At 49.7% G+C, this 22306-nt stretch carries 21 protein-coding genes and 2 pseudogenes; 10 read left to right on the forward strand and 13 right to left on the reverse strand.

The window, feature by feature from the left end:
• Nucleotides 1-146: 146 nt before the first annotated feature.
• A complete protein-coding gene (locus GRF55_RS10415) occupies nucleotides 147-1136 on the reverse strand; it encodes a glycosyltransferase (RefSeq protein WP_220368341.1) in 990 nt (329 codons plus the stop codon).
• Nucleotides 1137-1256: 120 nt separating this feature from the next.
• Here GRF55_RS10415 and GRF55_RS10420 point away from each other — a divergent pair.
• From GRF55_RS10420 to GRF55_RS11760, 4 genes and pseudogenes are all read left to right on the forward strand, one after another.
• Nucleotides 1257-1946: pseudogene (locus GRF55_RS10420) on the forward strand (2-C-methyl-D-erythritol 4-phosphate cytidylyltransferase); the annotation flags it as partial.
• A 118-nt stretch (nucleotides 1947-2064) separates the two neighbouring features.
• Entirely contained in the window at nucleotides 2065-2499 is a 435-nt protein-coding gene (locus GRF55_RS10425; protein WP_220368343.1) for an adenylyltransferase/cytidyltransferase family protein, read from the forward strand.
• Between the two features lie 7 nt (nucleotides 2500-2506).
• On the forward strand, nucleotides 2507-3550 hold the full coding sequence (locus tag GRF55_RS10430) for an asparagine synthase C-terminal domain-containing protein (protein ID WP_220368344.1): 1044 nt from the start codon (nucleotides 2507-2509) through the stop codon (nucleotides 3548-3550).
• 95 nt (nucleotides 3551-3645) lie between these two features.
• Nucleotides 3646-4098: pseudogene (locus GRF55_RS11760) on the forward strand (2-C-methyl-D-erythritol 4-phosphate cytidylyltransferase); the annotation flags it as partial.
• A gap of 276 nt (nucleotides 4099-4374) precedes the next feature.
• Here GRF55_RS11760 and GRF55_RS10440 read toward each other — a convergent pair.
• From GRF55_RS10440 to GRF55_RS10495, 12 genes are all read right to left on the reverse strand, one after another.
• Nucleotides 4375-5289, reverse strand: a complete 915-nt coding sequence (locus tag GRF55_RS10440) for a glycosyltransferase (protein ID WP_220368346.1) — start codon at nucleotides 5287-5289, stop codon at nucleotides 4375-4377.
• Nucleotides 5286-6191 (reverse strand): glycosyltransferase family 2 protein, encoded by a 906-nt coding sequence (locus GRF55_RS10445; protein WP_255563790.1) that lies wholly within the window; start codon nucleotides 6189-6191, stop codon nucleotides 5286-5288. The genes GRF55_RS10440 and GRF55_RS10445 overlap by 4 nt, the downstream gene beginning before the upstream one ends.
• A gap of 78 nt (nucleotides 6192-6269) precedes the next feature.
• Nucleotides 6270-7691, reverse strand: a complete 1422-nt coding sequence (locus GRF55_RS10450; RefSeq protein ID WP_220368347.1) for a DUF6080 domain-containing protein — start codon at nucleotides 7689-7691, stop codon at nucleotides 6270-6272.
• A 1-nt stretch (nucleotide 7692) separates the two neighbouring features.
• Nucleotides 7693-9039 carry a DUF6080 domain-containing protein gene (locus GRF55_RS10455; RefSeq protein WP_220368348.1) on the reverse strand — a complete coding sequence of 449 codons (1347 nt, stop codon included), beginning with the start codon at nucleotides 9037-9039 and terminating at the stop codon, nucleotides 7693-7695.
• Nucleotides 9036-9446 carry a GtrA family protein gene (locus tag GRF55_RS10460; protein WP_220369699.1) on the reverse strand — a complete coding sequence of 137 codons (411 nt, stop codon included), beginning with the start codon at nucleotides 9444-9446 and terminating at the stop codon, nucleotides 9036-9038. Before GRF55_RS10460 ends, GRF55_RS10455 begins: the two co-directional genes overlap by 4 nt.
• A 291-nt stretch (nucleotides 9447-9737) precedes the next feature.
• Entirely contained in the window at nucleotides 9738-10331 is a 594-nt protein-coding gene (locus tag GRF55_RS10465; protein WP_220368349.1) for an HAD family hydrolase, read from the reverse strand.
• 32 nt (nucleotides 10332-10363) lie between these two features.
• On the reverse strand, nucleotides 10364-11260 hold the full coding sequence (locus GRF55_RS10470; RefSeq protein ID WP_220368350.1) for a decaprenyl-phosphate phosphoribosyltransferase: 897 nt from the start codon (nucleotides 11258-11260) through the stop codon (nucleotides 10364-10366).
• The gene (locus GRF55_RS10475; RefSeq protein WP_220368351.1) at nucleotides 11257-12348 is read right to left on the reverse strand and encodes an acyltransferase; all 1092 of its coding nucleotides are present in this window, start codon (nucleotides 12346-12348) and stop codon (nucleotides 11257-11259) included. Before GRF55_RS10475 ends, GRF55_RS10470 begins: the two co-directional genes overlap by 4 nt.
• Nucleotides 12329-14167 carry a phosphoethanolamine transferase gene (locus tag GRF55_RS10480; RefSeq protein ID WP_220368352.1) on the reverse strand — a complete coding sequence of 613 codons (1839 nt, stop codon included), beginning with the start codon at nucleotides 14165-14167 and terminating at the stop codon, nucleotides 12329-12331. The genes GRF55_RS10475 and GRF55_RS10480 overlap by 20 nt, the downstream gene beginning before the upstream one ends.
• On the reverse strand, nucleotides 14164-14742 hold the full coding sequence (gene nadD, locus GRF55_RS10485; protein WP_220368353.1) for a nicotinate (nicotinamide) nucleotide adenylyltransferase: 579 nt from the start codon (nucleotides 14740-14742) through the stop codon (nucleotides 14164-14166). Before nadD ends, GRF55_RS10480 begins: the two co-directional genes overlap by 4 nt.
• Nucleotides 14739-15302 (reverse strand): guanylate kinase, encoded by a 564-nt coding sequence (gmk, locus tag GRF55_RS10490; RefSeq protein WP_220368354.1) that lies wholly within the window; start codon nucleotides 15300-15302, stop codon nucleotides 14739-14741. The genes nadD and gmk overlap by 4 nt, the downstream gene beginning before the upstream one ends.
• A 2-nt stretch (nucleotides 15303-15304) precedes the next feature.
• Nucleotides 15305-16180, reverse strand: coding sequence for a YicC/YloC family endoribonuclease (locus tag GRF55_RS10495; protein ID WP_220368355.1), 876 nt, complete (start codon nucleotides 16178-16180; stop codon nucleotides 15305-15307).
• 89 nt (nucleotides 16181-16269) lie between these two features.
• Here GRF55_RS10495 and tsaB point away from each other — a divergent pair, with 89 nt between their 5' ends.
• From tsaB to rseP, 6 genes are read left to right on the forward strand one after another with little or no spacing between them, the layout of a single operon-like run.
• Nucleotides 16270-16962 (forward strand): tRNA (adenosine(37)-N6)-threonylcarbamoyltransferase complex dimerization subunit type 1 TsaB, encoded by a 693-nt coding sequence (tsaB, locus tag GRF55_RS10500; protein WP_220368356.1) that lies wholly within the window; start codon nucleotides 16270-16272, stop codon nucleotides 16960-16962.
• Between the two features lie 22 nt (nucleotides 16963-16984).
• Complete coding sequence (locus GRF55_RS10505; RefSeq protein WP_220368357.1) at nucleotides 16985-17581, forward strand: DUF4290 domain-containing protein; 597 nt, start codon at nucleotides 16985-16987, stop codon at nucleotides 17579-17581.
• A gap of 5 nt (nucleotides 17582-17586) precedes the next feature.
• Nucleotides 17587-18909 carry a UDP-N-acetylglucosamine 1-carboxyvinyltransferase gene (gene murA / locus GRF55_RS10510; protein WP_220368358.1) on the forward strand — a complete coding sequence of 441 codons (1323 nt, stop codon included), beginning with the start codon at nucleotides 17587-17589 and terminating at the stop codon, nucleotides 18907-18909.
• Nucleotides 18906-19424 carry a ribosome maturation factor RimM gene (gene rimM / locus GRF55_RS10515; protein WP_220368359.1) on the forward strand — a complete coding sequence of 173 codons (519 nt, stop codon included), beginning with the start codon at nucleotides 18906-18908 and terminating at the stop codon, nucleotides 19422-19424. The genes murA and rimM overlap by 4 nt, the downstream gene beginning before the upstream one ends.
• An 11-nt stretch (nucleotides 19425-19435) precedes the next feature.
• Nucleotides 19436-20599 (forward strand): 1-deoxy-D-xylulose-5-phosphate reductoisomerase, encoded by a 1164-nt coding sequence (locus tag GRF55_RS10520; protein ID WP_220368360.1) that lies wholly within the window; start codon nucleotides 19436-19438, stop codon nucleotides 20597-20599.
• A gap of 58 nt (nucleotides 20600-20657) precedes the next feature.
• Complete coding sequence (gene rseP / locus GRF55_RS10525) at nucleotides 20658-22049, forward strand: RIP metalloprotease RseP (protein WP_220368361.1); 1392 nt, start codon at nucleotides 20658-20660, stop codon at nucleotides 22047-22049.
• The last annotated feature ends 257 nt before the right edge of the window (nucleotides 22050-22306 follow it).

Consider the following 22306-nt stretch of genomic DNA (forward strand, 5'->3'; position numbering starts at 1 on the left):
AGCCACTTCTAACCCTCTGTAAGACAATAACTTACAAGCCACGCCCCAAACGCTCGCCCCTTGCATAAATATACAATCCCGACATCGCGGCAAACCAACCGCTTCACCGTTTTGATAACCCATTTCCGGGCAGGAAAAACGAAAAATTATGGTTTCCCTTTTAACAAAAAACGTTGATTATAAGATGACAAAATTGGATAGAGTGCCGCTCTCAACCATTGCAAAATGCCTCCTTTTTGAGTGTGGAATATCTCATGACGATGGCGGATGCAAAAGCGTTGAAACCGTAAAAAGTCTATCCAACGGTCAGACAACTGCAGGTTGAGCATTCTGAGCCCTTCCTTTTTGCTGAACGAATCAGTGGGTAATGCTTCCAGAAACTGACGGATATTTTCGTAGTTGGGGCGCGAAAGTTGTTTGATTTTCCGATAGTTACGTAGCGACCACCAAAGCATATAAACACCATTCCCCAACGTCGGACGGGGAATATCCTTTACAGATGTAAATGTTGCGGCAGTCGAATAACGACGATGGTTGACCAATGATTGCGGGAGATATACGATGCTCTCAAAAGCCCCGGCAACTAAAGACAGTACAACATCATACATGCGCGTTTTTAACAGTTCCTTATCAAAAGGAATCTTTTCCAATAAGTCACGCCGAAAGAGCATGGAATGTCCGGCAATTTCCGGACGATAAATGGTTCTTAGCAGTCCCACATTGGGATGACGGGCATCAAAATACACGGATGAACCATCTCCTGAAAAAGGTTTTGTTAAATGCGCACACATAAGTTTCTCACCTATGTTTTCTACTTGTTGCTCTATTTTGTTTAGTTCCCAAATATCATCTTGGTCACAGACGGCAATATATTCGCCCGTTGCACGACGGAAAGCACTGAAAAAGTTTCCATTTACACCATGTTCACCTTCATTGTTATATACCTTTACGAAAGAATACTTCTGCTCATATTCTTTAATAATATTCATGGTTTCGTCAGTAGAATTGTCATCCTGAATGATAAGTTCATACAACGGATAAGTTTGATGAACAACTGTTTCCAATTGCTCACGTAAAAAGGACTCACCATTATAGGTGCACATTACTACTGAGACTTTTTTCAACACAGATTCCATGATGGCTGGTTATGTTTCGCAAAAGTAAAGAATATTTTAGGAAAAACGAAATAAAAATCGTTTTATTTGGCTTTTCCCCATATTCTCACTACATTTGCAAAAACAAAAAAAACAGAAGCGATGAGAAGAAATATTGCCGTGATACTCGCAGGCGGTGTCGGCACCCGCTTAGGACTTTCCACTCCGAAACAATTCTTCAAGGTGGCAGGAAAAATGGTGGTCGAACACACCATTGACGCCTTCGAGCGCAACAGCCATATCGACGAAATCGCCATCGTCTCCAACCCCATGCTCATTTCCGAGTTCGAGGACATCGTGCTGCGCAACGGCTGGAAGAAGGTGAAAAAAATCCTCAAAGGCGGCAAGGAGCGCTACGACTCGAGCCTCTCTGCCATCAACGCCTACGCCAGCGACGATGTCAACCTGATTTTCCACGATGCCGTGCGGCCGCTCGTCAGCCAGCGCATCATCAACGACGTGGCAGAAGCCCTGCACCACCATCATGCCATCGACGTCGCCATACCCGCCACCGACACCATCATCGACGTGGAAGGCGACTTCATCCACAGCATCCCCGAACGCTCGCGCCTGAAACGCGGGCAGACACCGCAGGCGTTCACCATCACCACCATCCGCGAAGCATACGACAAGGCACTCAAAGACCCGCAATTCAAAGTGACCGACGACTGCGGCGTCGTGAAGAAATACCTCCCCGACCAACCCATCTTCGTGGTCAACGGCGAGGAAACAAACATGAAACTGACCTACAAGGAAGACACCTACATCATGGACAAGTTCTTCCAACTGCGTGATGCAGGGAAAGAGCTCGGATAGTCAACTTTTAAACACTTTATTTGGAGATGTTGAGAAATTTACATAACTTTGTCATTAGATTCACTTTAGATAAAAAGAATTAGCAGAAAGCAATATGGTTATTGGATACACAACAGGCGTTTATGACTTATTCCACATTGGTCATCTGAACCTTTTGAAAAACGCCAAAGGCATGTGCGACAAGCTGGTGGTCGGCGTAACTGTCGATGAATTGGTCGCATACAAAGGGAAGCAGGCGATGATCCCGTTTGAAGACCGCATCGAACTGGTGCGTAGCTGCAAGTACGTGGATGCTGCCGTGCCTCAGTACGACATGGACAAGCTCGCAGCTTGCAAGAAGTTAGGGGCGCAGTATCTCTTCGTAGGTGACGACTGGTATGGCACGGAGAAATGGAAAAAGTACGAAGAGGAGTTTGCCGAAGAAGGGATTAAGATTGTCTATTTCCCCTACACGAAAGGCATTTCTTCCACGAAAATCAATGAAGCTTTGGACGCAGTGAGAAAACACGATTTGACAGACGTAAAATAGAACAACAATGATAAATAAAGATTTCTGCCTCAGTTCATATATGGCATTCCGTTATATTTGGAAAGACGGAATGGATTTTGCGGAGGGTTTTCAGCATAAGAATTTTCGCCCCGTCAGTGCCGCAGAACAGATTCCCGTGAAAACCGCAGCGGACATTGACCGTGAGATTCGTAAGCAGTTTGATGCGCTATATGACAAATACGAGCATATCGGCATCCTGCTGTCAGGAGGAATGGACAGTGCCAACTTGGCATCATACCTGAAACCGGGAAGCCATGCATACACCTTCAATTCCGCTTCTGGCGAGTTTGACGCGGATATCAACCGAGCAAAAAAGTATTGTGAGAAGTGGCAGTTGTGCCACCATCTCATCGACATATCCATAGACGATTACAAGAAATACACACCAGTGGTGATGCACCACAAGTTTGCGCCCGTCCACTCGATAGAACCACAGATTTACAAAGCAGCTGAATTGGCGAAGAAAGATGGCGTGCAGCTGGTGATTGTAGGCGAAAGTGCCGACCTGATATTTGGCGGGATGGACAAACTGATTTCGCCCGAATGGACATTCGACGCTTTTGCCAAGCGCTATACTTTCCTGGAGCCCGAATTGGTATTGAAAAACCCCGTCAGCCAAACGGAACTGTTTGAGAGATACCGCATCGGCAAAGACGAAATTGATGTGATGCGCTTTATGGACGAAGTGTTTTCCATTGAGAGCAGTGGCTCATACCTGAATGCCTTCGGTGCGGCATGGATGCCCTATTATGACCCCTATGCCTGCCTGGTAATGGCAGAACCGTTGGACATGCAGCGTGTGCGCAACGGCGAACCGAAATATCTGGTACGCGAACTTTACGCCATGAAGTATCCAGAATTGGAAATCCCTTTCAAGATTCCAATGCCCCGCCCTGTCGATACCATTTTTAAAGACTGGGAAGGTCCCAAGCGCCCTGAATTCCGCACAGATATCCCGATGGGCGAACTGACTGGCAACCAAAAGTGGCAACTGTGGTGCGCAGAACAATTTCTTAACATGCTTGGCTAATGCAAGAAGACATAAGGTTCAATCCTGAAGAACTGAAAAGACGATTCAATCCTGAAGGATCGCTCATAAGAAGACACCAACTCAAGATGCTGGAGATGGTCAAAGTCTTGGACAAAATCTGCAAGAAGCATGACATTCCCTATTTCCTCTATGGAGGAACCTTATTGGGAGCCATCCGCCATAATGGCTTCATCCCATGGGATGACGACTTGGATGTTGCCCTGCACCACCATCATGCCATCGACGTCGCCATACCCGCCACCGATACCATCATCGACGTGGAAGGCGACTTCATCCACAGCATCCCCGAACGCTCGCGCCTGAAACGCGGACAGACACCGCAGGCGTTCGCCATCACCACCATCCGCGAGGCATACGACAAGGCACTCAAAGACCCGCAATTCAAAGTGACCGATGACTGCGGCGTCGTGAAGAAATACCTCCCCGACCAACCCATCTTCGTGGTCAACGGCGAGGAAACAAACATGAAACTGACCTACAAGGAAGACACCTACATCATGGACAAGTTCTTCCAACTGCGCAATGCAGGGGAAGTGCCCGGATAGCCAACTTTTAAACAGTTTATTTGGAGATGTTGAAATTGTAATTCCCTGAAAATAAGTTGTTTGCAAATCCACTTTTTAATGACGGTCATTAAAAAAACAATAAAAGGCTTGTAACCAAGCAGTTACGAAATTAACCACGAAAATAGACGTCTAATGACCGATTTGGGATAAAATGACAGAAGAAGTCTGCGGTTTACGGAAATATTAGTATCAACCACAGTATAATTTCGATTATCCCTACGCCAAGACAATAAAAAATCAAGCTCCAAAATCGCCTTTCAACGTTCTTTTGATGCGACGAATTGCTTTGGCAAGAAATGAGTTCGTGCGAGCATAACATTTCACATAAACATTTCGCGCATTTTCATTTTCTTCAATAGGTTGAATTTTCACTACAGGTAACGGCTTTAGCCACAACTTTGATGCATAAAGACCACCGCCACCACAATTAGTCCCACTGCCATCAAACCCTTCATTCTGAACGAGTGAACGACCAACATTGAGAGATAAAATATCGTTAAGAAACAGCGATGCATTCCACCGGATTGCCCATGAATTGTTCTTACCTTCAATCTGTCGTCTCAACATCCGTGTAAAGCCATATTTCCCGTTGAAATCGAAACGAAAAGTCAATTTGCGACGTTCTAACTCAGCAAGAAGTTCGCTCCCGTCATCGTTAAAATATTGCCATGCACGTCGCCAAGTTGCCCAACCCCAACTACCTGTCCATTTTATCAAAAATGTGTCGGGAAGCATCGGATCTTGTGTAAAATCGCAAGCCTGTATATGCCCAACACGCTCTTCGTCTTTATAAGCCTCCAAGGCATCATTCATAAATTGAAGAAAATATGGTGCTACAAAAAGATCATCCTCCAAGACGATGACACGATCGTAATGCTTCAAAGTTTGTGTCACACCATTAATAATCGATCGTGCTAACCCCCAGTTCTCCAAGCGCTCAACAATTTGAACATTCCCAAATCCTTTGATAGAACGAATAAACCTTCTCACTTCGTTTACATTCTCTTTTTCCAACTCGTCTTTAGCAGCGTCTGAGAAAATAAACAACTCGCTATCTTTTGCTAAATCATTAGCTTGTAATGAGCTCACAAGCCGTTGCACATGAGTAGGGCGATTATAGACGAAAAGAAGTATAGGAGCTAATAGTTTCATGGCTTATAATTATTTAATTCAACATGTTTTGACATTTTTCTTGCTTCAACTATTTTGGGCGTTTTTATCAATAGTTTTATTCCTAAACTTATATAGGCGAGAATATTACACCATTCACCTTTAAAAAGCGAAGAACACGTTTTTTTTAATATTGCAGACACAACTAAACAAAATGCTTTACCAAATGAATAGTTAATGTTGGTATATTCTGACAAATGATACACATATTCACTTTTGAAAAAACCTTCTCTTGTTATTTGCCTAGATTCACGATCATGATAAGCAAAAACAGCAGGTATATACCCAATTTTATAATGATAGAAAGCCATTCTGTTTACTAAGTCTTTGTCTTCACCATAATGATAAAATATAGGCGCAAATAATCCTATATTCTTAAGTACTTGAACCCTAACAAACCAAATTGCTGCATTGATGAACGGAACCTCTACAATTTCCGCATCTGGCAAATGGTTAATGTCGTAGATTCCTGTATATTTAGAAAATCCCTTTTCTGGTTTGCTTCCATCTCCCGTTAAATGAACTGGTGAAATAATGCCATATTCTGGATGCTCGTTACTCACTTTGACTAAGCGTTCCAAAGTGTTTGGATTGATCCATGCATCTTCATTGAGTAACAAAACAGCATCATATCCTTGTTCTATGGCATATTGAATGCCTATATTATTGGCTTTCCCAAACCCTAAGTTCTCATTATTTTCAATGAGTTTTACTTGTGGAAAAAAATCCAATAGTATTTTCACAGTGTCATCTTTTGAACCGTTGTCTAATACTAAAATGTCGGTCGAATACTCAGATGTCATTACACTTCCTATGCATTTGTCAACCCAAGGCACAAAGTTATATGACACTATTATAGTAAGTATCCTCATTTTATCTGTCATTTCTTATTTGTACACTTATCAACGAAAATATACTTGCCGTGCAAATATAATAATAATATTTTTTATACTATTATTCCTTTATAAAAATTTACACCAAATCCCCATCAAACTCCCATTATATACAAGCAGATAGAGCGTGAGGAGGATGAGTAGGGTGCGGAATGCGTGTTTCTTCCACCCTGCCGTCTTCCGCAGGGCGAAAGCGAAGGAGAGGGGGAAGATGAATGCCCAGTGCGGCGACATGATATAGATCTCGTTGATGCCAAAGCCCAAGATGAAGTGGATGAACAGGTCGAAGGCGAAGAAGGAGAGCGCCATCCAGAGCAGGCGACTCCTCCGTCCGCACCAGATTCCGACGAGGAACAGCAGGACGATAGTTCCTTCCACCACATAGTTATACAGATGTCTGTAGCGCACGATAACGGGACGGGTGCGCAACGTGTCTTCTAAAAGATGGTCACGATGCAACTGAATTGATTCGCCGAAGAGATTCTCCACTGCCGAACTCCAGCGGTCGGTCGTCACGTCGGTCCACCCCATGAACTCCCCTTGCATCAGCGGTTCACCATGTTTGAGATGATTGCGCTTATAGCGTGCCTTGATGCGGCGGTTCAACTCTTTCGTATATGCTGCCTTGATTTGTGCGGAATCCTTCACTGCGATGGTGTCGGTGATGGTCCGCATGAGTTTCTCTCTCGCCTTCGCCTCCTTTTTCTTTTTGATTTCCTGACGTGCCTTGTACTTCGGCAGTTCATAGATGCGGTATTCCAGTCGGCAGAAGCCCCACATCAGTGCTGCAGGGAGAATGACGGCAAGCAGCAGGAATCGCGGACGGAAAAAGCGCTTACCGTTCACGAAGAGGGCTGCGATGAAAGTCTTGACACCATTGTTCAGAGAGACGCCGGCGGTCAGCACAAAAAGGGCGACGGTCTGCCATACGGGCAACTCCCTACCCGTCTTCACCTTGCGCCCCGACAGATAGATGGTCAGTATCAGGAGCGTCATCGACAGGGCGAAATGGTCGGGCACGCAAATGGCAATCATCACATAGCCAAACGAGAACAGCAGCAAGCAAAGCAAGAAACTGTCTGCCTTGCCCAATCCGATGAGTTCGCGCAAAATGCGGAAGAGGAACACGGCAGCATAAACCGCATTGACCACCATGACCGCTGCCACGATGAACTGCACGAGATTGATGCCAAACAATGCCATCAAACCGGCATTTAAGAGATAGGCGGGATACCACAGGAAAGCCAGCAGCGGATGGCGGTAGATGTTGTAACCGGCATGCCAGTTGGACACGACGGAATAGGTGATGGGGTCAAAGCCCGATATGCGGAAATTGTCGATAAACAGCTTCCAATAATTATCCACCGGCTCCATGAACAGCTGATGGTATCGGCTGATGACCAGTGCATTGAGGCATAGTGCCAACAAGGCGGCAGCGATGGCGACCGGACGCTCTTCTTTCTTGATGCTCAACAATTCCCTCAGTTTCATCTCAACTCACAAAATAGGACATTATCAACGACACATTATATATATATAGGAACAACGTCAAACCGCCGGTGAGTGCCGCCAGCGGCTTTCTCCACCGACTGCTGCCCTTGAGCAAAAACGCGATAGCAATGGGTATGACAAATGCCCAATGGGCTGTCATGAGATAGATTTCGCGCAGGGCGAAGCCGAAACCGAGGTGCATCGTCATGTCGAACACCACCCACGCAAGGCATAACCACAGGAAACGGCTCTTCCGACCGCACCAGATTCCGGCAAGGAAGAGCAGGATGAGAAGTATCTCGACGATATGATTCCAGACATTACTGTATGGCGCGAAAAGTTCGCGGCCGAATTGTGAATCGACGAGCAGGTCTTTCTCATGCAGCTGTATCGATTCGCCGAACTGGTTGTGCCAGATACTTTTCAAGCGCGGCGTGGTCATATCCGACCATTTCAGGAACCCCTGCTCGCTGATTGGCTCGGCAACGCGCTTGCGAGGCCCTTTCTTCACCACTTTCCGCTCAGGATACTTGGCTCTGAGCAACGAGTCGCGCCGCGCTTTCTGCTCGCTGCGAGCCACTTCCTCATGCCGGGTGATATGTTCATACGTGAGATTGCTGATGGCTGTCAGCAACACAAACGGCAACACAACGCCTATCAGGAGGAAGCGCACCTTGAACACGCCACGCCCATTCACAAACAGCGATGCGAGAATGGTCTTCACGCCGTTTGTCAACGTGACACCGCCCGTGAGCAATGTGAGCCAGAACGCTTCTCCGGCAGAGAACGCCGCCTTGTTTTTCATCCGCATGCCTGCCACATAGAGGGTCAGGGTGAGCAGGAACATGGAGAGAATGAAATGGTCGGGAACAAAGACGGCAAGCATGATGTGGGCGAAAGAGAACGTCATTGCCGCAAGCAGACGACTTTCCCACAAGCCCATCTCAAGGACATGACGGAAAATCCGCAGCAGGAAGATGAACGCATAAAGTGCCGAAAACAGCAACGGAACGGCTATCACAAACTGCACGCAGTTCAATCCCGTCCCGAGATACAGCCAGTGGTTCAGCACATGGAGGGGGAAGAGCATGAACACCAGCAGCGGATGGCGGAAAACGATGGTGTGGAATGTGCTCCAGCGGCTGGTGATGATGTAAAGGAATGAGTCGTAGCCCGACACACGGAAGTGGCGGAAGAACGGATTCCCTCCTTTATAACTGAATTCGCTGAAATACGGATAATAATGAACGACAAACACGGTTGTCAATGCCACGAAGAAAAGCAACATGACCAAAGCCGGAAGACGCTCTTCCCGCTCCAGGCGGAAAAGTTTCAGAAACCGTTTCATCGTCCATTCGTTTTAAGGAAAAACCGTACGAGCAAAAAGTTCACCGGCACGCAAATAGCGAACACGGGCAGCATGGCGAGCGGTTTGCTCACGCCCAACCAGAGGAAAAACGCCAGCAACGCCGTCTGCAAGAGATAGTTCACAAGGTGTGAAAAGGCAAAACCCATTCCGCGACGAGCCGACGAACGCACCCGAAACGTGTAGCGCGTGGATGCCGCATAGTTGAACAAGAAACTCACCAGATAGGCTATCGTGTTGGACACCGCCGGAGAGAGCCTCCCCACCAGCAACAGATAGACACCATACTGAATGGCTACGGCTGTCACGCCCACCACTAAAAAGCGGCAGACTTCACCCCGTTGCTCATCGTCCAGACGATGCGTTATCTTTTTCAGCGCACCAAACATTCCCAAATTGCTTGATTACAGACTGCAAAATTACGCTTTTTCTGCAAATCTGACGAATTTTTAGCGACCACTTTTCTCTCCCAACCCATTTATCCAACAAGCTCACAACCTTATTTTCATCGATGAAATCGCGACTTTTTACATCAAAACGGGAAACTTTCTCTACGCAATCTGACCCCATTTGCGAAACGAAAGTTCTACTCTGTGAAACCAAATTCAGTGAAATTGGTGACCAAATTCAGTGAATTTGATGAGCAAATCAAGTGAATTTGGTTTTAGGAAGTTCCATTTTCAGTCTTTCAAGAGGTAGCCTTCATCAGCAAACGCCAGCAGTTCGCGGTCGCCCCGGCTGTCGCCGAACGCCACGAGGTGATAGTTTGTGCGGTCAGGAAAATGTTCGCACAAACGTCTGACCTTCTCTTCGCCGTAGCAGTTGGGGGTGGAGAATTTTCCTGTCAACTCATTATTGACCACCTCAATTTGCGTCCCTATCACATGCAGGTCGGGGTGTTGGGGAAAGAACTCGCGCACCCAGTCCTCAATGCTCGCTGAGACGATGACGACCGTTGCACCCTCGTCGAGTTTCTCCTGCAACATATTCATCCTGTCTGCACGCAGAATCTGGGCGGCATTTTTTGCGAAATTTGTGCAAAAATTGCCCATTTCATCGACAGAAACACCCTTAAAGAAGTAGGAAAAGAGGCGCTGTTTTGCCTTCCCGTTGGGATAAAGTCCGAACTTCATCAGCACCAACAGAGGGCTATGGATGAAGAGTCCCCATAAGAGGGCAGCATTTCCGCGGGCAAAGCGGATAAATTCGATGAGCGTGTCCTTCGTTGTCAGCGTCCCGTCGAAATCGAATGCGTAAATTCTTTTCTTTTCCATCACTGCAAGTTTCGTCTGTTTGGGAGAGGTTGTCACAGGTATATGATAATGGCAAAGGAGATTGCCCACAACACGACAACAGCCTGCATGAAGCGGTCGCGGAGCATGATTTTCGTGGGGTCGCCGCTCTGTTCGTCGACGACGGTGATTTGTATATACCGCAGCAAGCCCAAAATGACGAAACAGGTCGTCAGATAGAGGTATTCCGTCTGGAAGCGGGCAATGACCTCCGGCGACACCGTGTACATGATGTAGCAGACGGTGGTGATGCTGGCTGTGATGGTAATCGCCTGATTGATGAAGGTGAGGTTGTATCGGATGGTGTTCGTGCGCGGCGCCTCACCCGTGGCATTCATCCGAAGAACATCGTCGCGCCGCTTGGCAAGCGACAGGAAGAGGGTAAGGAGGAAGGTCATGAGCACGAGCCACCGGCTGGGAATGATGTCGGTGGCAAAGCCTCCTGCAAGGACGCGCAGCACGAATCCGAAGGCGATAACGCTCACATCGACGATGGCATATTTCTTCAGCCACGCGCAATAGGCGAGGTTGAGCAACCAATAACCGACGATGACACCTCCCACGCGGAGCGCTTGTGAGGGGGTGAAGACGGAAAGATATCTGCCACAGAGCACGACACAAAGTGCGAGCAGTATCATCTGAGCCATCAGCATATAGGCTTGTCGCATGGTAACAGCACCTCTGGCGACGGGGCGTGAGCACTTCACGGGGTGGCGACGGTCGGCATCGGCATCGATGATGTCGTTGAAACAATAGATGGAAGAGGCGGCGAAACTGAATGCCACGAAAGCAAAAGCGGTTGCCAAAAGGTCGTGCACGTCGGACAGTCTGCCTCCGAAAAACACGGGAATGAGCACAAACACATTCTTCAGCCACTGCTTCGGGCGAACTAAACGGATGATATCTTTCATGGTTTCTTACTTTTAGGAGTGGGGATTCTTTTCAACAACTGCCCGACAAGCAATGCCAGCACCAGCGAGACGATGAGGTAAATCAAGAGTCCCGCATAGATTTCGCCTTGGTGAGACAACGGTATCACGACTTTACGAACTGCCGGATGAACGATAAAGAGGACGGCACTGATTTCACCGACCCACTCCAACGGACCGAGCAGACCCGCCGGCAGCAATTTCACCGCAACAATGGCAGCCGCACAAACGGCAACCGGGACGAAAAACCAGGGCAGGAACTGCCTGCTCATAAGGAATATGAGGAGCAGGGCAACCACCAGCACGATGCAATAATAGGCTTTCTGCGTGGGCATTCGTCCATGTCGGGCAAAGAGTAGTCCGAGACCAAACGGAAGCACTCCGCCCACGAAATTGTAACGCAGATAGTTCAGTTCCTCACCGGCTGGAGAAAAGAACATCTGGACAGCCGTGCAAACCAGCATCAAACAGAGCACCCACCAACTGGAACGGCGATACAACAGCAGCCGATAAATGACATACAACTGCATCATGAGTCCGAAGAACCAGTAGGGACCAGGCCAAATGACCCGCTCGGGATGCGGCAGCAGGTTGTTGAACATGCCCAACTGTGCCACTACGTCTAACAGGCGGTAGTGGTGCGGTCGCGGTGTCATGCCGTCAACAAGAACGAAGATGACAAATCCCGTCAGCATCAGTTTGAAGAGTTTGAGGAAATGCTGGCGCAGGAAAGACCATGCCGACTCTTCCTTTCCCGTTGGCGGAACGGGAGTGGCGGGTATCTTCTGCTCATACTTCATGACCAACCCGAAAGCACTGAGAAACAAGAAAATGGGCACACCATAATGCCCGAAGAACGAGAGCAACTGCGCCGGCAGGTACCAAGCGGGCTGGGAAAGCAGTTCAGCCATTCGGTCGGCATTGCCTTGCTTGAACGTATATTCGTTCTCCTTGACCATCGGCCGCAGCCAATGGGTGTAGTTGTGGAGAACGATACCCAGAATGGCAATGCCTCGCAGGACATTACATTCAGCACGATTAAGTAATTGACTATCTGACGGTTTTATCATTCTTTGCGTTTCTTTTTGCTTGTAGCTGGTTATAATCTTTCTGCATCTTCATGATTCGTGGACGCTTCGTGTCGTATGCCGGCGACAGGATGTCCAAACGCTCCTGATATGCCGGTGTCTTGATTCCTGCAAGACCGAGCAGCAGATGAGGAAGGGCATCGGTCATCAACGGAAGATTCCGCACGCTCTGCAACCGCTCATACACATCGGGGTGGGCGACGCGGAAACGCTGCGAGCACCACACCCAGAAGGGAATCTCAAACTCCTCACGCGCCAGACGGGCATCTATCGTCGCCTGATGCAGACGCCCCATCTTGTTCAGTTTGCCGTCATAGCACTCTTCGCCATGGTCGGGAACATAGATAACGACCGCCTGTTCGCCTTCGAAGCACCGTATAATCTGGTCAACGACGGAGTCATTGTACAACGTGGCATTGTCGTAATGCGACAAGATGCGCACGTCCTTGTGTTTGAGGTCGGTGCGATGCTCATAGTGATAGTCCTTGAACACGCGCCGGTTGCGTGGATAGCGTGCCTTGTAAGCCATGTGCTGCCCCATCAGGTGGAAGATAATCAGATTGTTCTCCGCCAGTTTACCGGAGTTCCGCATCTGTTCATAATCGCTCAACAGTCCCTCGTCGTAGGTGTGCAGACTGTCGTTGCGCAGGTCGAACATCGACTTCGATAACTCGGGATTGTTCAGAAAGAAACCACCGCTGAAATCGTAGATGGCTTCTTTTGCCTTCGGCAAGAACTGGTTGGTGAGGAACGTCACCCGATAGCCCGCCTTTCGGAACACCGTCGGGAACATCGGGTAGTCGCACCACTCGCCCTCGTCGCCCACCGTATAGAGCGAAAACATCAACTTAAAGACGTAACTGGTCAGATTCCACGGTGCCACCACGTCGCTGAAAGGGATAAGCCCGTCCGTTCGGGCGCGCTCACTCTGAAGGGGTGTCGTCTCCTTCTCATAGTCATATAAGCCTGCATGGTGGCGATTATAACTTTCACCGATAATCAGCACGATATTGGGCGTGCGGAACGAACAACTATCCACCGTCACCTGCTCCTTCGCCTCGACCAATTTCACCACCTGACGGGCAATCAACTGGTTCGAACGAAGACTGAACACCAGGCGATGCACCGGAGTATAAAGCCGGGCGCAAGTGCGAGACTGCGTCAACTCATGCTCCACATCTCCTATCCGCTCGAAGCTCAACAGCCGCCATGTTGCTGCCTTGTTGTGCGCAGTGACGATGCCTCCATAGACGAGCAAGCCCAGTACCAGGACTCCGCAACAGGCTGACAGACGGAAATTCAGACGGAAACGACTGAAAAATGACCGCAGCCGTTTGTAGGAAAAACTTTTTATGAGGTGTAATAAAAGGATGACCAACACCCAAACCAGTGGCGTTGAGAGCAAGTCGAGACTGATATATTCGCCCAGGAACTCACCCGCTTCCCTACCCGTCGTCTCGCCCACCAAAAGGAGCATCGACGGACTGAACAGCGAACCGAACTTCACGTAGCAAAATACATCGATGAAAGCCATTCCGTAGAAAAGCACATACAGCACCGCACGCACCCACCGGCGGATGCGCTGAGGGAGCAATGCAAGCAGAAAACATATTATATATAGGTCAACGAAGAGTTCGATGTATGTGTTGGGATACATCTTCTTCTCGTATCCTGCCGGCGCTTCTATCCATCCACATGCCACACCGAGCACATACATGAAGAAGAAAAAGCCGCCGTTGAGATAAATGGGCTTGAACAACAGACTGAAAAAGTCACCTGCTATTTTTACGAAACGTTTCATTTCCGATATGCTTTACAAACCATCTCTTCTATCTCCGAAGGGACCAAGCCCTCTATCGGACGCCCCTCCTGCATGCGTTGCCGTATCTCCGTACTGCTGACATGGAAATAAGGTGTATTGAGCAACCGCACATTCCGTGGCAGGGCAGCCTCATCGACCGGATAGCCTTCGCGTGGATAAATCACAATCTGACATGCTTTGAGAATCTTCTCCGGCTCTGCCCAACGGTCGAAGCTCAACCAATTATCGGCACCGATGAGCAAGACGAAACGACGGTCGGGATAGTCTTCGTTGAGTGCCTGCAGTGTGCGCCATGTGAACGACGGCTTCGGCAACCGGAACTCATAGTCACTGGCAATGAGCCGGGGATAGTTTTCCAACGCCTTTTCCACCATCTCCAGGCGCAGGTTGTCGTCAAGCAGTTGGTGGCTGACCTTAAACGGGTTTTGCGGAGTCACCATAAACCACACTTCCGACAGGCGAGCCGCTTTCAGGATGGCACTTGCCAATCCGATATGACCGACATGTATGGGGTTGAAAGTTCCCCCGAAGAGCCCTGTGCGTATGCGTTTCATTCCAAGAATTTTCGTACGATTGCGAGCGTTTCTGCCTTTGCCGTCTCCAGATCATCGTTCACCACGACGCGGTCGAATCTCGGAGCAAACGTCATCTCGTATTCGGCTTTCGCGAGACGGTCTTCGATAACCTCCGGAGTGTCCGTTCCGCGCCCTTCAAGCCGTCGTCTCAGCTCTCTGACCGACGGTGGTTGGATGAATATACTCAGTGCCTGATCGCCATAATGTTCCTTGATGTTGCAGCCACCCTTCACATCGACATCGAAAATCACGTTCTGTCCCGCCTCCAACTGCAAATCGACCTGTGACTTGAGTGTTCCGTAAAAGCGGTCCTTATACACCTCTTCATATTCCAGGAACTCATTGTTCTCTATACGTTTTTTGAACTCGTCGGGCGTCAGGAAGAAATATTCCACTCCATGCTGCTCCGTTCCCCGAGGCGGTCGGCTGGTACAGGAGATGGAAAACGCGAGTCGCAAGTCCTCATGCTGCATCAGCCACTGAACGATTGTACTCTTCCCCGACCCTGACGGTGCACTAAAAATCAATAGTTTACCCATATCTACAAAACGTTGAGTATCTGTTCTTTAATCTGTTCGAGCTCGTCTTTCATCTTGACGACGATATTCTGCATCTCCGCCTGGTTGCTTTTCGAGCCGGTCGTATTGATTTCGCGCCCCATTTCCTGTGCGATGAATCCGAGTTTCTTTCCTTGACTCGTCGGCTCGTTGAGTGTCTGCCGGAAATAATCGAGATGGTTTTTCAGCCGCTGTTTTTCCTCACTGATATCCAGTTTCTCGATATAATAGATGAGTTCCTGCTCAAGCCGGTTTTTATCGTATTCTGCTTCCGGTATCTGGCGCAGTCCTTCTGTGATTCTCGAACGTATCTTCTCAACGCGCGACTGCTCGTAAGGCTCAATACTTTCGAGCAGATGCTGGATGTTGTCGATTTTTTCTTCGAAAGTCTTTTTCAATGCTTCCCCTTCTTGGTTGCGGAAATCATTCAACTGGCTGACTGCCTCCGCGACAGCTTGTTTCACCGTGTCCCACTCCTCTGCCTCAAGTGTTTCCAACTCATTTTTGACGGTCACGTCGGGCAGTCTGAGCAGGATTTGGAACCAGTCTGCCGGTTCTGGAATGCCTGTCTTTTCAGCAACTGCCTTGATTTCTTTGTAATAGTGCTCAACAGCAGCACCGTTGATGGGGGCAATCTCCGCTGCTGCATCTCGCTCTATCCATATCATGAAATCGACTTTTCCACGCACCACCGCCTGTGCAAGCATCTGGCGGATTTCTATTTCCTTCTCACGATAAGGAGAAGCCACGCGTGTGAAAAGATCCAACGCCTTACTATTCAGCGACTTAATCTCCACATGTATCTTTTTCTCCTTGTAGGCTACGACTGCCTTTCCGTAGCCTGTCATTGACTGAATCATAACTATAATCTTGTTAAATTTCTGCAAATGTACGAATTTTCGAGGAAAAATGCGTATTTTTGCGCGTTATTTCAGAGATAAATTGATTGATGTCGAACATATTGAGCATAGAAACGAGTACGAATTGCTGTTCGGTGGCTGTCAGTTCGGAGGGCGCTTGCCTCTTCGACCGACGGGATGCTGCCGGTCCAAACCATGCTGTTGTGTTGGGGCGTTTTGTTGACGAGGCGCTGGCGTTTGCCGATTCACAGGGTATGCCTCTTGATGCGGTAGCTGTAAGTTGTGGTCCGGGCTCTTATACGGGCTTGCGCATCGGTGTCTCGATGGCGAAAGGCATCTGCTATGGGCGCGGTTTGAAACTGATTGGTATCCCGACACTTGAATTGTTGTGTGTGCCTATTTTGCTCACCCATGATGAAATGGACGAAAACGCCCGGTTGTGTCCGATGCTCGATGCCCGTCGCATGGAGGTGTATGCCGCTGTGTATGACCGTGCACTGCATCCGGTGCGCGAGGTACAGGCAGACATAGTGGATGCCGATACCTATCGTGAGTTCTTGGACGAGGGACCGGTCTATTTCTTCGGTAATGGTGCCGGAAAATGTATGGAAGTCATCAATCATCCGAATGCTCATCATATTGCCGACATCGAGCCGTCGGCTAAATGGATGTTTCCGCTTGCGGAACGGAAAATCAAGGAGGAGCGGTTTGAGGATATCGCCTATTTCGTGCCGTTCTATCTGAAGGATTTTGTGGCTAAGTTGCCTAAGAAATTGATTTGAAGACAAAATATTAAACTGAGATATGAAGATTGAAGGTTTGGATTATAACACACAGCGTGAGCGACTGGTTTTGCCTGAATACGGACGTGTGATTCAGGAGATGGTGGACTATGCTGTCGGTCTGCCCACGAAGGCGGAGCGCCAGCGTGCCGCTGAGGGTATTATTGACGTGATGCGCCATTCGTTTCCTCAGGGCAGAAACAGCGAAGGCTATGAGCAGAAGTTGTGGGACCACTTGGCTTTAATGAGTAATTTCCGTCTGGATATTGATTACCCATTTGATGTTTCGCAGGCGTTGCAGATGGCGAAGAAGCCTGAGGCGATGGAGTATCCGATGAAAGAGATTCCCGTGCGCCATTATGGCAGCATCCTGTTTGGCATGTTCGACCGCTTGAAGAAGATGCCCGCTGGCGCTGAACGGGATGAGTTGGTGCGCGTGACTGCGAATCAGATGCGGCGCAACCTGCTGCAATGGAGTACGGGCTCGGCTGCCGACGAGAAGGTGGCTGAAGACCTGGCACGCTATACTGACGGCGTGATTCAGATAGATTTGGACAATTTTCGTTTCAACAAGGTTCCTACGAAGGACAGTGCTGAGAGACGTCGCAGAAGGAGGTAGTAGCTATGCAGTCATTTATCATTGAGGGAGGTCACCGCCTGAAGGGTGAGATTGTTCCCCAGGGCGCAAAGAACGAAGCGTTGGAGGTGATTTGTGCAACGCTGTTGACTGACGAGTCGGTGCGTATCAAGAATGTTCCCGACATACTGGATGTAAACAATCTGATTAAACTGCTGAAAGACATGGGCGTGAAGGTGAAGAAAAATGCGCCAAGCGACTATACTTTCAAAGCCAGCAACTTGAATCTCGACTATCTGCAGAGCGACGAGTTCGTGAAACGTTGCTCTTCCCTGCGCGGCAGTGTGCTGACGATTGGTCCGCTGCTGGCGCGTTTTCGCAGGGCAACGGTGGCAAAACCCGGTGGTGACAAGATTGGTCGCCGCCGTCTGGACACCCATTTCCTCGGTTTCAAGTCACTGGGTGCACGGTTTGAACACATGGAAGGACGCAGTGTTTACGAAATCAAGGCACGCCAACTGAAAGGCTGCTACATGCTGCTTGACGAGGCTTCGGTGACGGGCACGGCAAATATCGTGATGGCTTCGGTGATGGCGAAGGGCACGACAACAATCTACAACGCTGCCTGCGAACCCTATTTGCAGCAGCTCTGCAAGATGCTCAACCGCATGGGAGCGAAGATATCAGGCATCGGCAGCAACCTATTGACCATCGAGGGGGTGGAGCATTTGCACAAAGCCGAGCATGAAGTGCTCCCCGACATGATTGAGGTGGGCTCGTTTATCGGCTTGGCAGCAATGGTAGGCGACGGCATCCGCATCAAGAACGTTTCGCTGCAGAATCTCGGCATCATTCCTGAAGCATTCCGCCGACTGGGCGTGAAGATGAAGGTAGAGGGTGATGACCTTTATATTCCGAAGCAAAAGCACTACACGATAGACTCGTTCATCGACGGAACGATTATGACATTGGCTGATGCGCCGTGGCCCGGTCTGACACCCGACTTGATTTCGGTGCTCATCGTCGTAGCGACACAGGCTCGCGGCAGCGTACTCTTCCATCAGAAAATGTTCGAGAGCCGCCTGTTCTTCACCGACAAGTTGATTGACATGGGTGCCCAGATTATCCTCTGTGACCCACACCGGGCAGTGGTCGTAGGGCACGACCAGAAGAAGCGACTTCGTGCACAGCGCATGTCAAGTCCCGACATCCGTGCGGGAATCGCACTGCTGATTGCTGCCCTGAGCGCCAACGGCACCAGCCGCATCGACAACATCGCACAGATTGATCGCGGTTATGAGAACATTGAGAAGCGACTGAACGCTCTCGGTGCAAACATCCAGCGTGTAGAAAGCAAGGAGGTCAGATGATTACACACGAGCAGGTATATCGCATCGGACGCATCGGAAAACCGCACGGAGTGAAGGGAGAGGTCTCGCTTCAGTTCAGCGACGACGTGTTCGACCGCGTGGATGCCGACTATCTCGTGCTCGAGACGGACGGAATACTCGTGCCGTTTTTCATGGAAGAATACCGGTTCCGAAACGATTCCGCCGCACTCGTCAAGTTTGAAGGTATCGACACACAGGAACGGGCTCGCGAACTGACACACTGCGACGTTTATTTCCCTTACAGCCTGAGCGACGGCAACGAACAGCAATTCAGCTGGAACGAGATTGTCGGCTTCAGCCTCATTGATGCAGACACACAACAACCGGTAGGGGAAATCACCGCAATAGACGATTCAACCATCAACATACTCTTCCACGTGGAGAGAGACGGCGAGGAGATTCTCATTCCCGCATCCGACGAACTGATTCAGAGCGTCAGCATGGACCAGCGGGAGATAGAAATCACACTGCCCGACGGCATTTTAGATTTATAAAGAAGAAACAGATGAAACAACAGATATGCATACTCGGTTCGACCGGCTCTATCGGCACACAGGCACTCGACGTGATTGAATCACACAGCGACCGCTACGAGGTGTATGCACTCACGGCAAACAACCGTGTGGAACTGCTGGCTGAGCAGGCACACAAATTCCATCCTGCCGCCGTCGTCATAGCCAACGAACAGCATTACGACCGGCTGAAGGAACTGCTTGCCGACGAACCGGACATCAAGATATATGCAGGGAAACAGGCGCTCGACGAAATCGTGGAGGCCGACCCCATCGACATGGTGCTCACCGCCATGGTGGGATTTGCAGGGCTCCCGCCGACCATCAGAGCCATCAAGGCACACAAGAAAATCTGCCTGGCAAACAAAGAGACGCTGGTCGTGGCGGGCGAACTCATCTGCCAACTAGCAATAGAGAACCACGCACCCATCATCCCCGTTGACAGCGAACACTCTGCCATCTTCCAAAGCCTCGTCGGAGAGGGCGACAACGAGATAGAGAAGATTCTGCTCACCGCCTCGGGAGGTCCGTTCCGCACATTCACGCACGAGCAGATGGAACACGTGAAAGCCAAAGACGCACTGCGCCACCCCACATGGGACATGGGCGCAAAAATCACGATTGACAGCGCCACGATGATGAACAAGGGCTTCGAAGTGATTGAGGCGAAGTGGCTGTTCGACGTTCCGGCAGACAAAATCCAGGTGCTCGTCCATCCGCAGAGCATCGTACACAGCGCCGTGCAGTTCCGCGACGGAGCAGTGAAAGCACAGCTGGGCATCCCCGACATGCACCTCCCCATCCTGTACGCCTTCTCCTTCCCCGAGCGACTCACACTCTCGCAGCCACGCCTCGACCTGTTCAAGACCCCGTTGGAGTTCTTCGAGCCCGACCTGCAGCGCTTCCGTTGCCTGCAACTGGCTTTCGACGCCATACACAAGGGGGGAAACGTGCCGTGCGTGCTCAACGCTGCCAACGAGATTGTGAACAGGGCATTCCTCGAAGACCGCTGCGGATTCCATGAAATGAGCGACATCATCGCGCGCACCATGCAGCGCGTCGCCTTCATCAAAAATCCCACGTATGAAGACTATCTCGCAACCGACGCGGAGGCGCGGAAGGTTGCCGGCGAATACGTCTCACAGGCAAGCATGTAGCAAAAACAAGAATCATAACGTCTAATTACATAAAAAAAGAACAGAACAATAAACGAATATGGAAGTATTTCTTATCAGACTATTACAATTCATGTTGTCCATCTCAATCCTTGTGCTGCTGCACGAGGGCGGACACTTCTTCTTCTCAAAACTCTTCGGAGTGCGCGTTGAGAAGTTCTACCTCTTCTTCGACCCCAGCATCTGGAAATGGGACGGCAGCCTGTTTAAGTGGAAACCGAAGAAAAGCGACACCACATACGGCATAGGATGGCTCCCACTGGGCGGATACTGCAAGATTTCAGGCATGATAGACGAGTCGTTCGACACCGAACAGATGAAACAACCGCCGCAGCCATGGGAGTTCCGCACGAAACCGGCATGGCAACGGCTGCTCATCATGATTGGAGGAGTGCTCGTCAACTTCCTCCTCGCACTGTTCATCTACTCGATGGTGCTCTTCTACTGGGGCGACTCGTACATCCAGACGAAGGACATGACGATGGGCATGAAGTTCAACACCGAAGCCAAGAAACTGGGATTCAAAGACGGCGACATCCTGCTGGGCACTGAAAAGAAAGCGTTCACCAAGTTCGACATCGACCTCTACCGCCAGCTCAGCGACGCCAAACGCGTTGACATCATCCGCGACGGGAAGCAGATGGCTGTCAACCTGCCGGGCGAACTCAACCTGCTCGACATGATTCAGAGCGAACCGTCGTTCGTGAGACCGCTCATCCCGGCAGACATCGACACCGTCATGCCCAACACGCCAGCCGCAAAACTGGGAATGAAGAAGGGCGACAAGATTCTCGCCATCAACGGAAAGAGCATTGACTCGTGGAACGAATTCACCAACGAAATCGGCAGACTCGAAGACATGATGTCAGTAGCGAAGAGCAGCCGCGACAGCATGAACATACGCACCGCCACCATCGTCTATCAACGCACGGGACACGAGGCGGCTGACACGATGAAGACCATCCTATCGGAAGACCTCCGGCTGGGTGTAGGACAAAGCAATCTCTACGACTACTACCAAGAGACCAAACTGTCGTTCGGATTCTTCGAGAGCTTCCCCGCAGGCATCAAATACGGCATCAACGTGCTGCGAGGCTATGTGGACGACCTGAAATATGTGTTCACCGCCGACGGAGCGAAATCGCTCGGAGGATTCGGAGCCATCGGAAGCCTCTTCCCCGCCACATGGGACTGGATGATGTTCTGGCGCATGACAGCCTTCCTCAGCATCATCCTCGCCTTCATGAACATCCTACCCATCCCGGCATTGGACGGCGGACACGTGATATTCCTGCTCTACGAAATCATCACCCGCCGACCGCCCAGCGAGAAATTCATGATACGCGCCGAATATGTCGGCTTCGCCATCCTCGTCCTGCTGATGGTCGTCGCCAACCTGAACGACGTGCTGAGGTGGATAGGCGTCATGTAGCCTACACATTATTATATATATAAAGAAGGCGGATGACCCTGCGACGGGACCCATCCGCCTTTTTTCGTGCCCACCACGACAGACTGCGGAAGCCATCCGGACGGGTGTGAATTAAACAAAGAAAATCCACAAATCACACCTGCATAAACATGCGGAAAAGGGCGTATAAATATACCGTTGAACTTTCGCTTTTCAAAAGTTCAACTTTTGGCTCCTGAAAGTTCAACTTTCACCTCCTAAAAGTTCAACTTTTGCAC

Origin of the sequence: Prevotella sp. Rep29 (assembly GCF_019551475.1) — a bacterium.
Classification (GTDB): Bacteria; Bacteroidota; Bacteroidia; order Bacteroidales; family Bacteroidaceae; genus Prevotella.

What these genes read in the sequence shown, in the direction of transcription:
- GRF55_RS10505 (WP_220368357.1), top strand. Translation starts at nt 16,985, where the DNA reads ATGAAGATTGAAGGTTTGGATTATAACACACAGCGTGAGCGACTGGTT.
- GRF55_RS10430 (WP_220368344.1), top strand. Translation starts at nt 2,507, where the DNA reads ATGATAAATAAAGATTTCTGCCTCAGTTCATATATGGCATTCCGTTAT.
- GRF55_RS10440 (WP_220368346.1), bottom strand. Translation starts at nt 5,289, where the DNA reads ATGAAACTATTAGCTCCTATACTTCTTTTCGTCTATAATCGCCCTACT.
- GRF55_RS10450 (WP_220368347.1), bottom strand. Translation starts at nt 7,691, where the DNA reads ATGAAACTGAGGGAATTGTTGAGCATCAAGAAAGAAGAGCGTCCGGTC.
- GRF55_RS10460 (WP_220369699.1), bottom strand. Translation starts at nt 9,446, where the DNA reads ATGTTTGGTGCGCTGAAAAAGATAACGCATCGTCTGGACGATGAGCAA.
- GRF55_RS10495 (WP_220368355.1), bottom strand. Translation starts at nt 16,180, where the DNA reads ATGATTCAGTCAATGACAGGCTACGGAAAGGCAGTCGTAGCCTACAAG.
- gmk (WP_220368354.1), bottom strand. Translation starts at nt 15,302, where the DNA reads ATGGGTAAACTATTGATTTTTAGTGCACCGTCAGGGTCGGGGAAGAGT.
- nadD (WP_220368353.1), bottom strand. Translation starts at nt 14,742, where the DNA reads ATGAAACGCATACGCACAGGGCTCTTCGGGGGAACTTTCAACCCCATA.
- GRF55_RS10425 (WP_220368343.1), top strand. Translation starts at nt 2,065, where the DNA reads ATGGTTATTGGATACACAACAGGCGTTTATGACTTATTCCACATTGGT.
- GRF55_RS10455 (WP_220368348.1), bottom strand. Translation starts at nt 9,039, where the DNA reads ATGAAACGGTTTCTGAAACTTTTCCGCCTGGAGCGGGAAGAGCGTCTT.
- GRF55_RS10480 (WP_220368352.1), bottom strand. Translation starts at nt 14,167, where the DNA reads ATGAAACGTTTCGTAAAAATAGCAGGTGACTTTTTCAGTCTGTTGTTC.
- GRF55_RS10470 (WP_220368350.1), bottom strand. Translation starts at nt 11,260, where the DNA reads ATGAAAGATATCATCCGTTTAGTTCGCCCGAAGCAGTGGCTGAAGAAT.
- murA (WP_220368358.1), top strand. Translation starts at nt 17,587, where the DNA reads ATGCAGTCATTTATCATTGAGGGAGGTCACCGCCTGAAGGGTGAGATT.
- GRF55_RS10415 (WP_220368341.1), bottom strand. Translation starts at nt 1,136, where the DNA reads ATGGAATCTGTGTTGAAAAAAGTCTCAGTAGTAATGTGCACCTATAAT.
- GRF55_RS10445 (WP_255563790.1), bottom strand. Translation starts at nt 6,191, where the DNA reads ATGACAGATAAAATGAGGATACTTACTATAATAGTGTCATATAACTTT.
- tsaB (WP_220368356.1), top strand. Translation starts at nt 16,270, where the DNA reads ATGTCGAACATATTGAGCATAGAAACGAGTACGAATTGCTGTTCGGTG.
- rimM (WP_220368359.1), top strand. Translation starts at nt 18,906, where the DNA reads ATGATTACACACGAGCAGGTATATCGCATCGGACGCATCGGAAAACCG.
- rseP (WP_220368361.1), top strand. Translation starts at nt 20,658, where the DNA reads ATGGAAGTATTTCTTATCAGACTATTACAATTCATGTTGTCCATCTCA.
- GRF55_RS10520 (WP_220368360.1), top strand. Translation starts at nt 19,436, where the DNA reads ATGAAACAACAGATATGCATACTCGGTTCGACCGGCTCTATCGGCACA.
- GRF55_RS10465 (WP_220368349.1), bottom strand. Translation starts at nt 10,331, where the DNA reads ATGGAAAAGAAAAGAATTTACGCATTCGATTTCGACGGGACGCTGACA.
- GRF55_RS10475 (WP_220368351.1), bottom strand. Translation starts at nt 12,348, where the DNA reads ATGATAAAACCGTCAGATAGTCAATTACTTAATCGTGCTGAATGTAAT.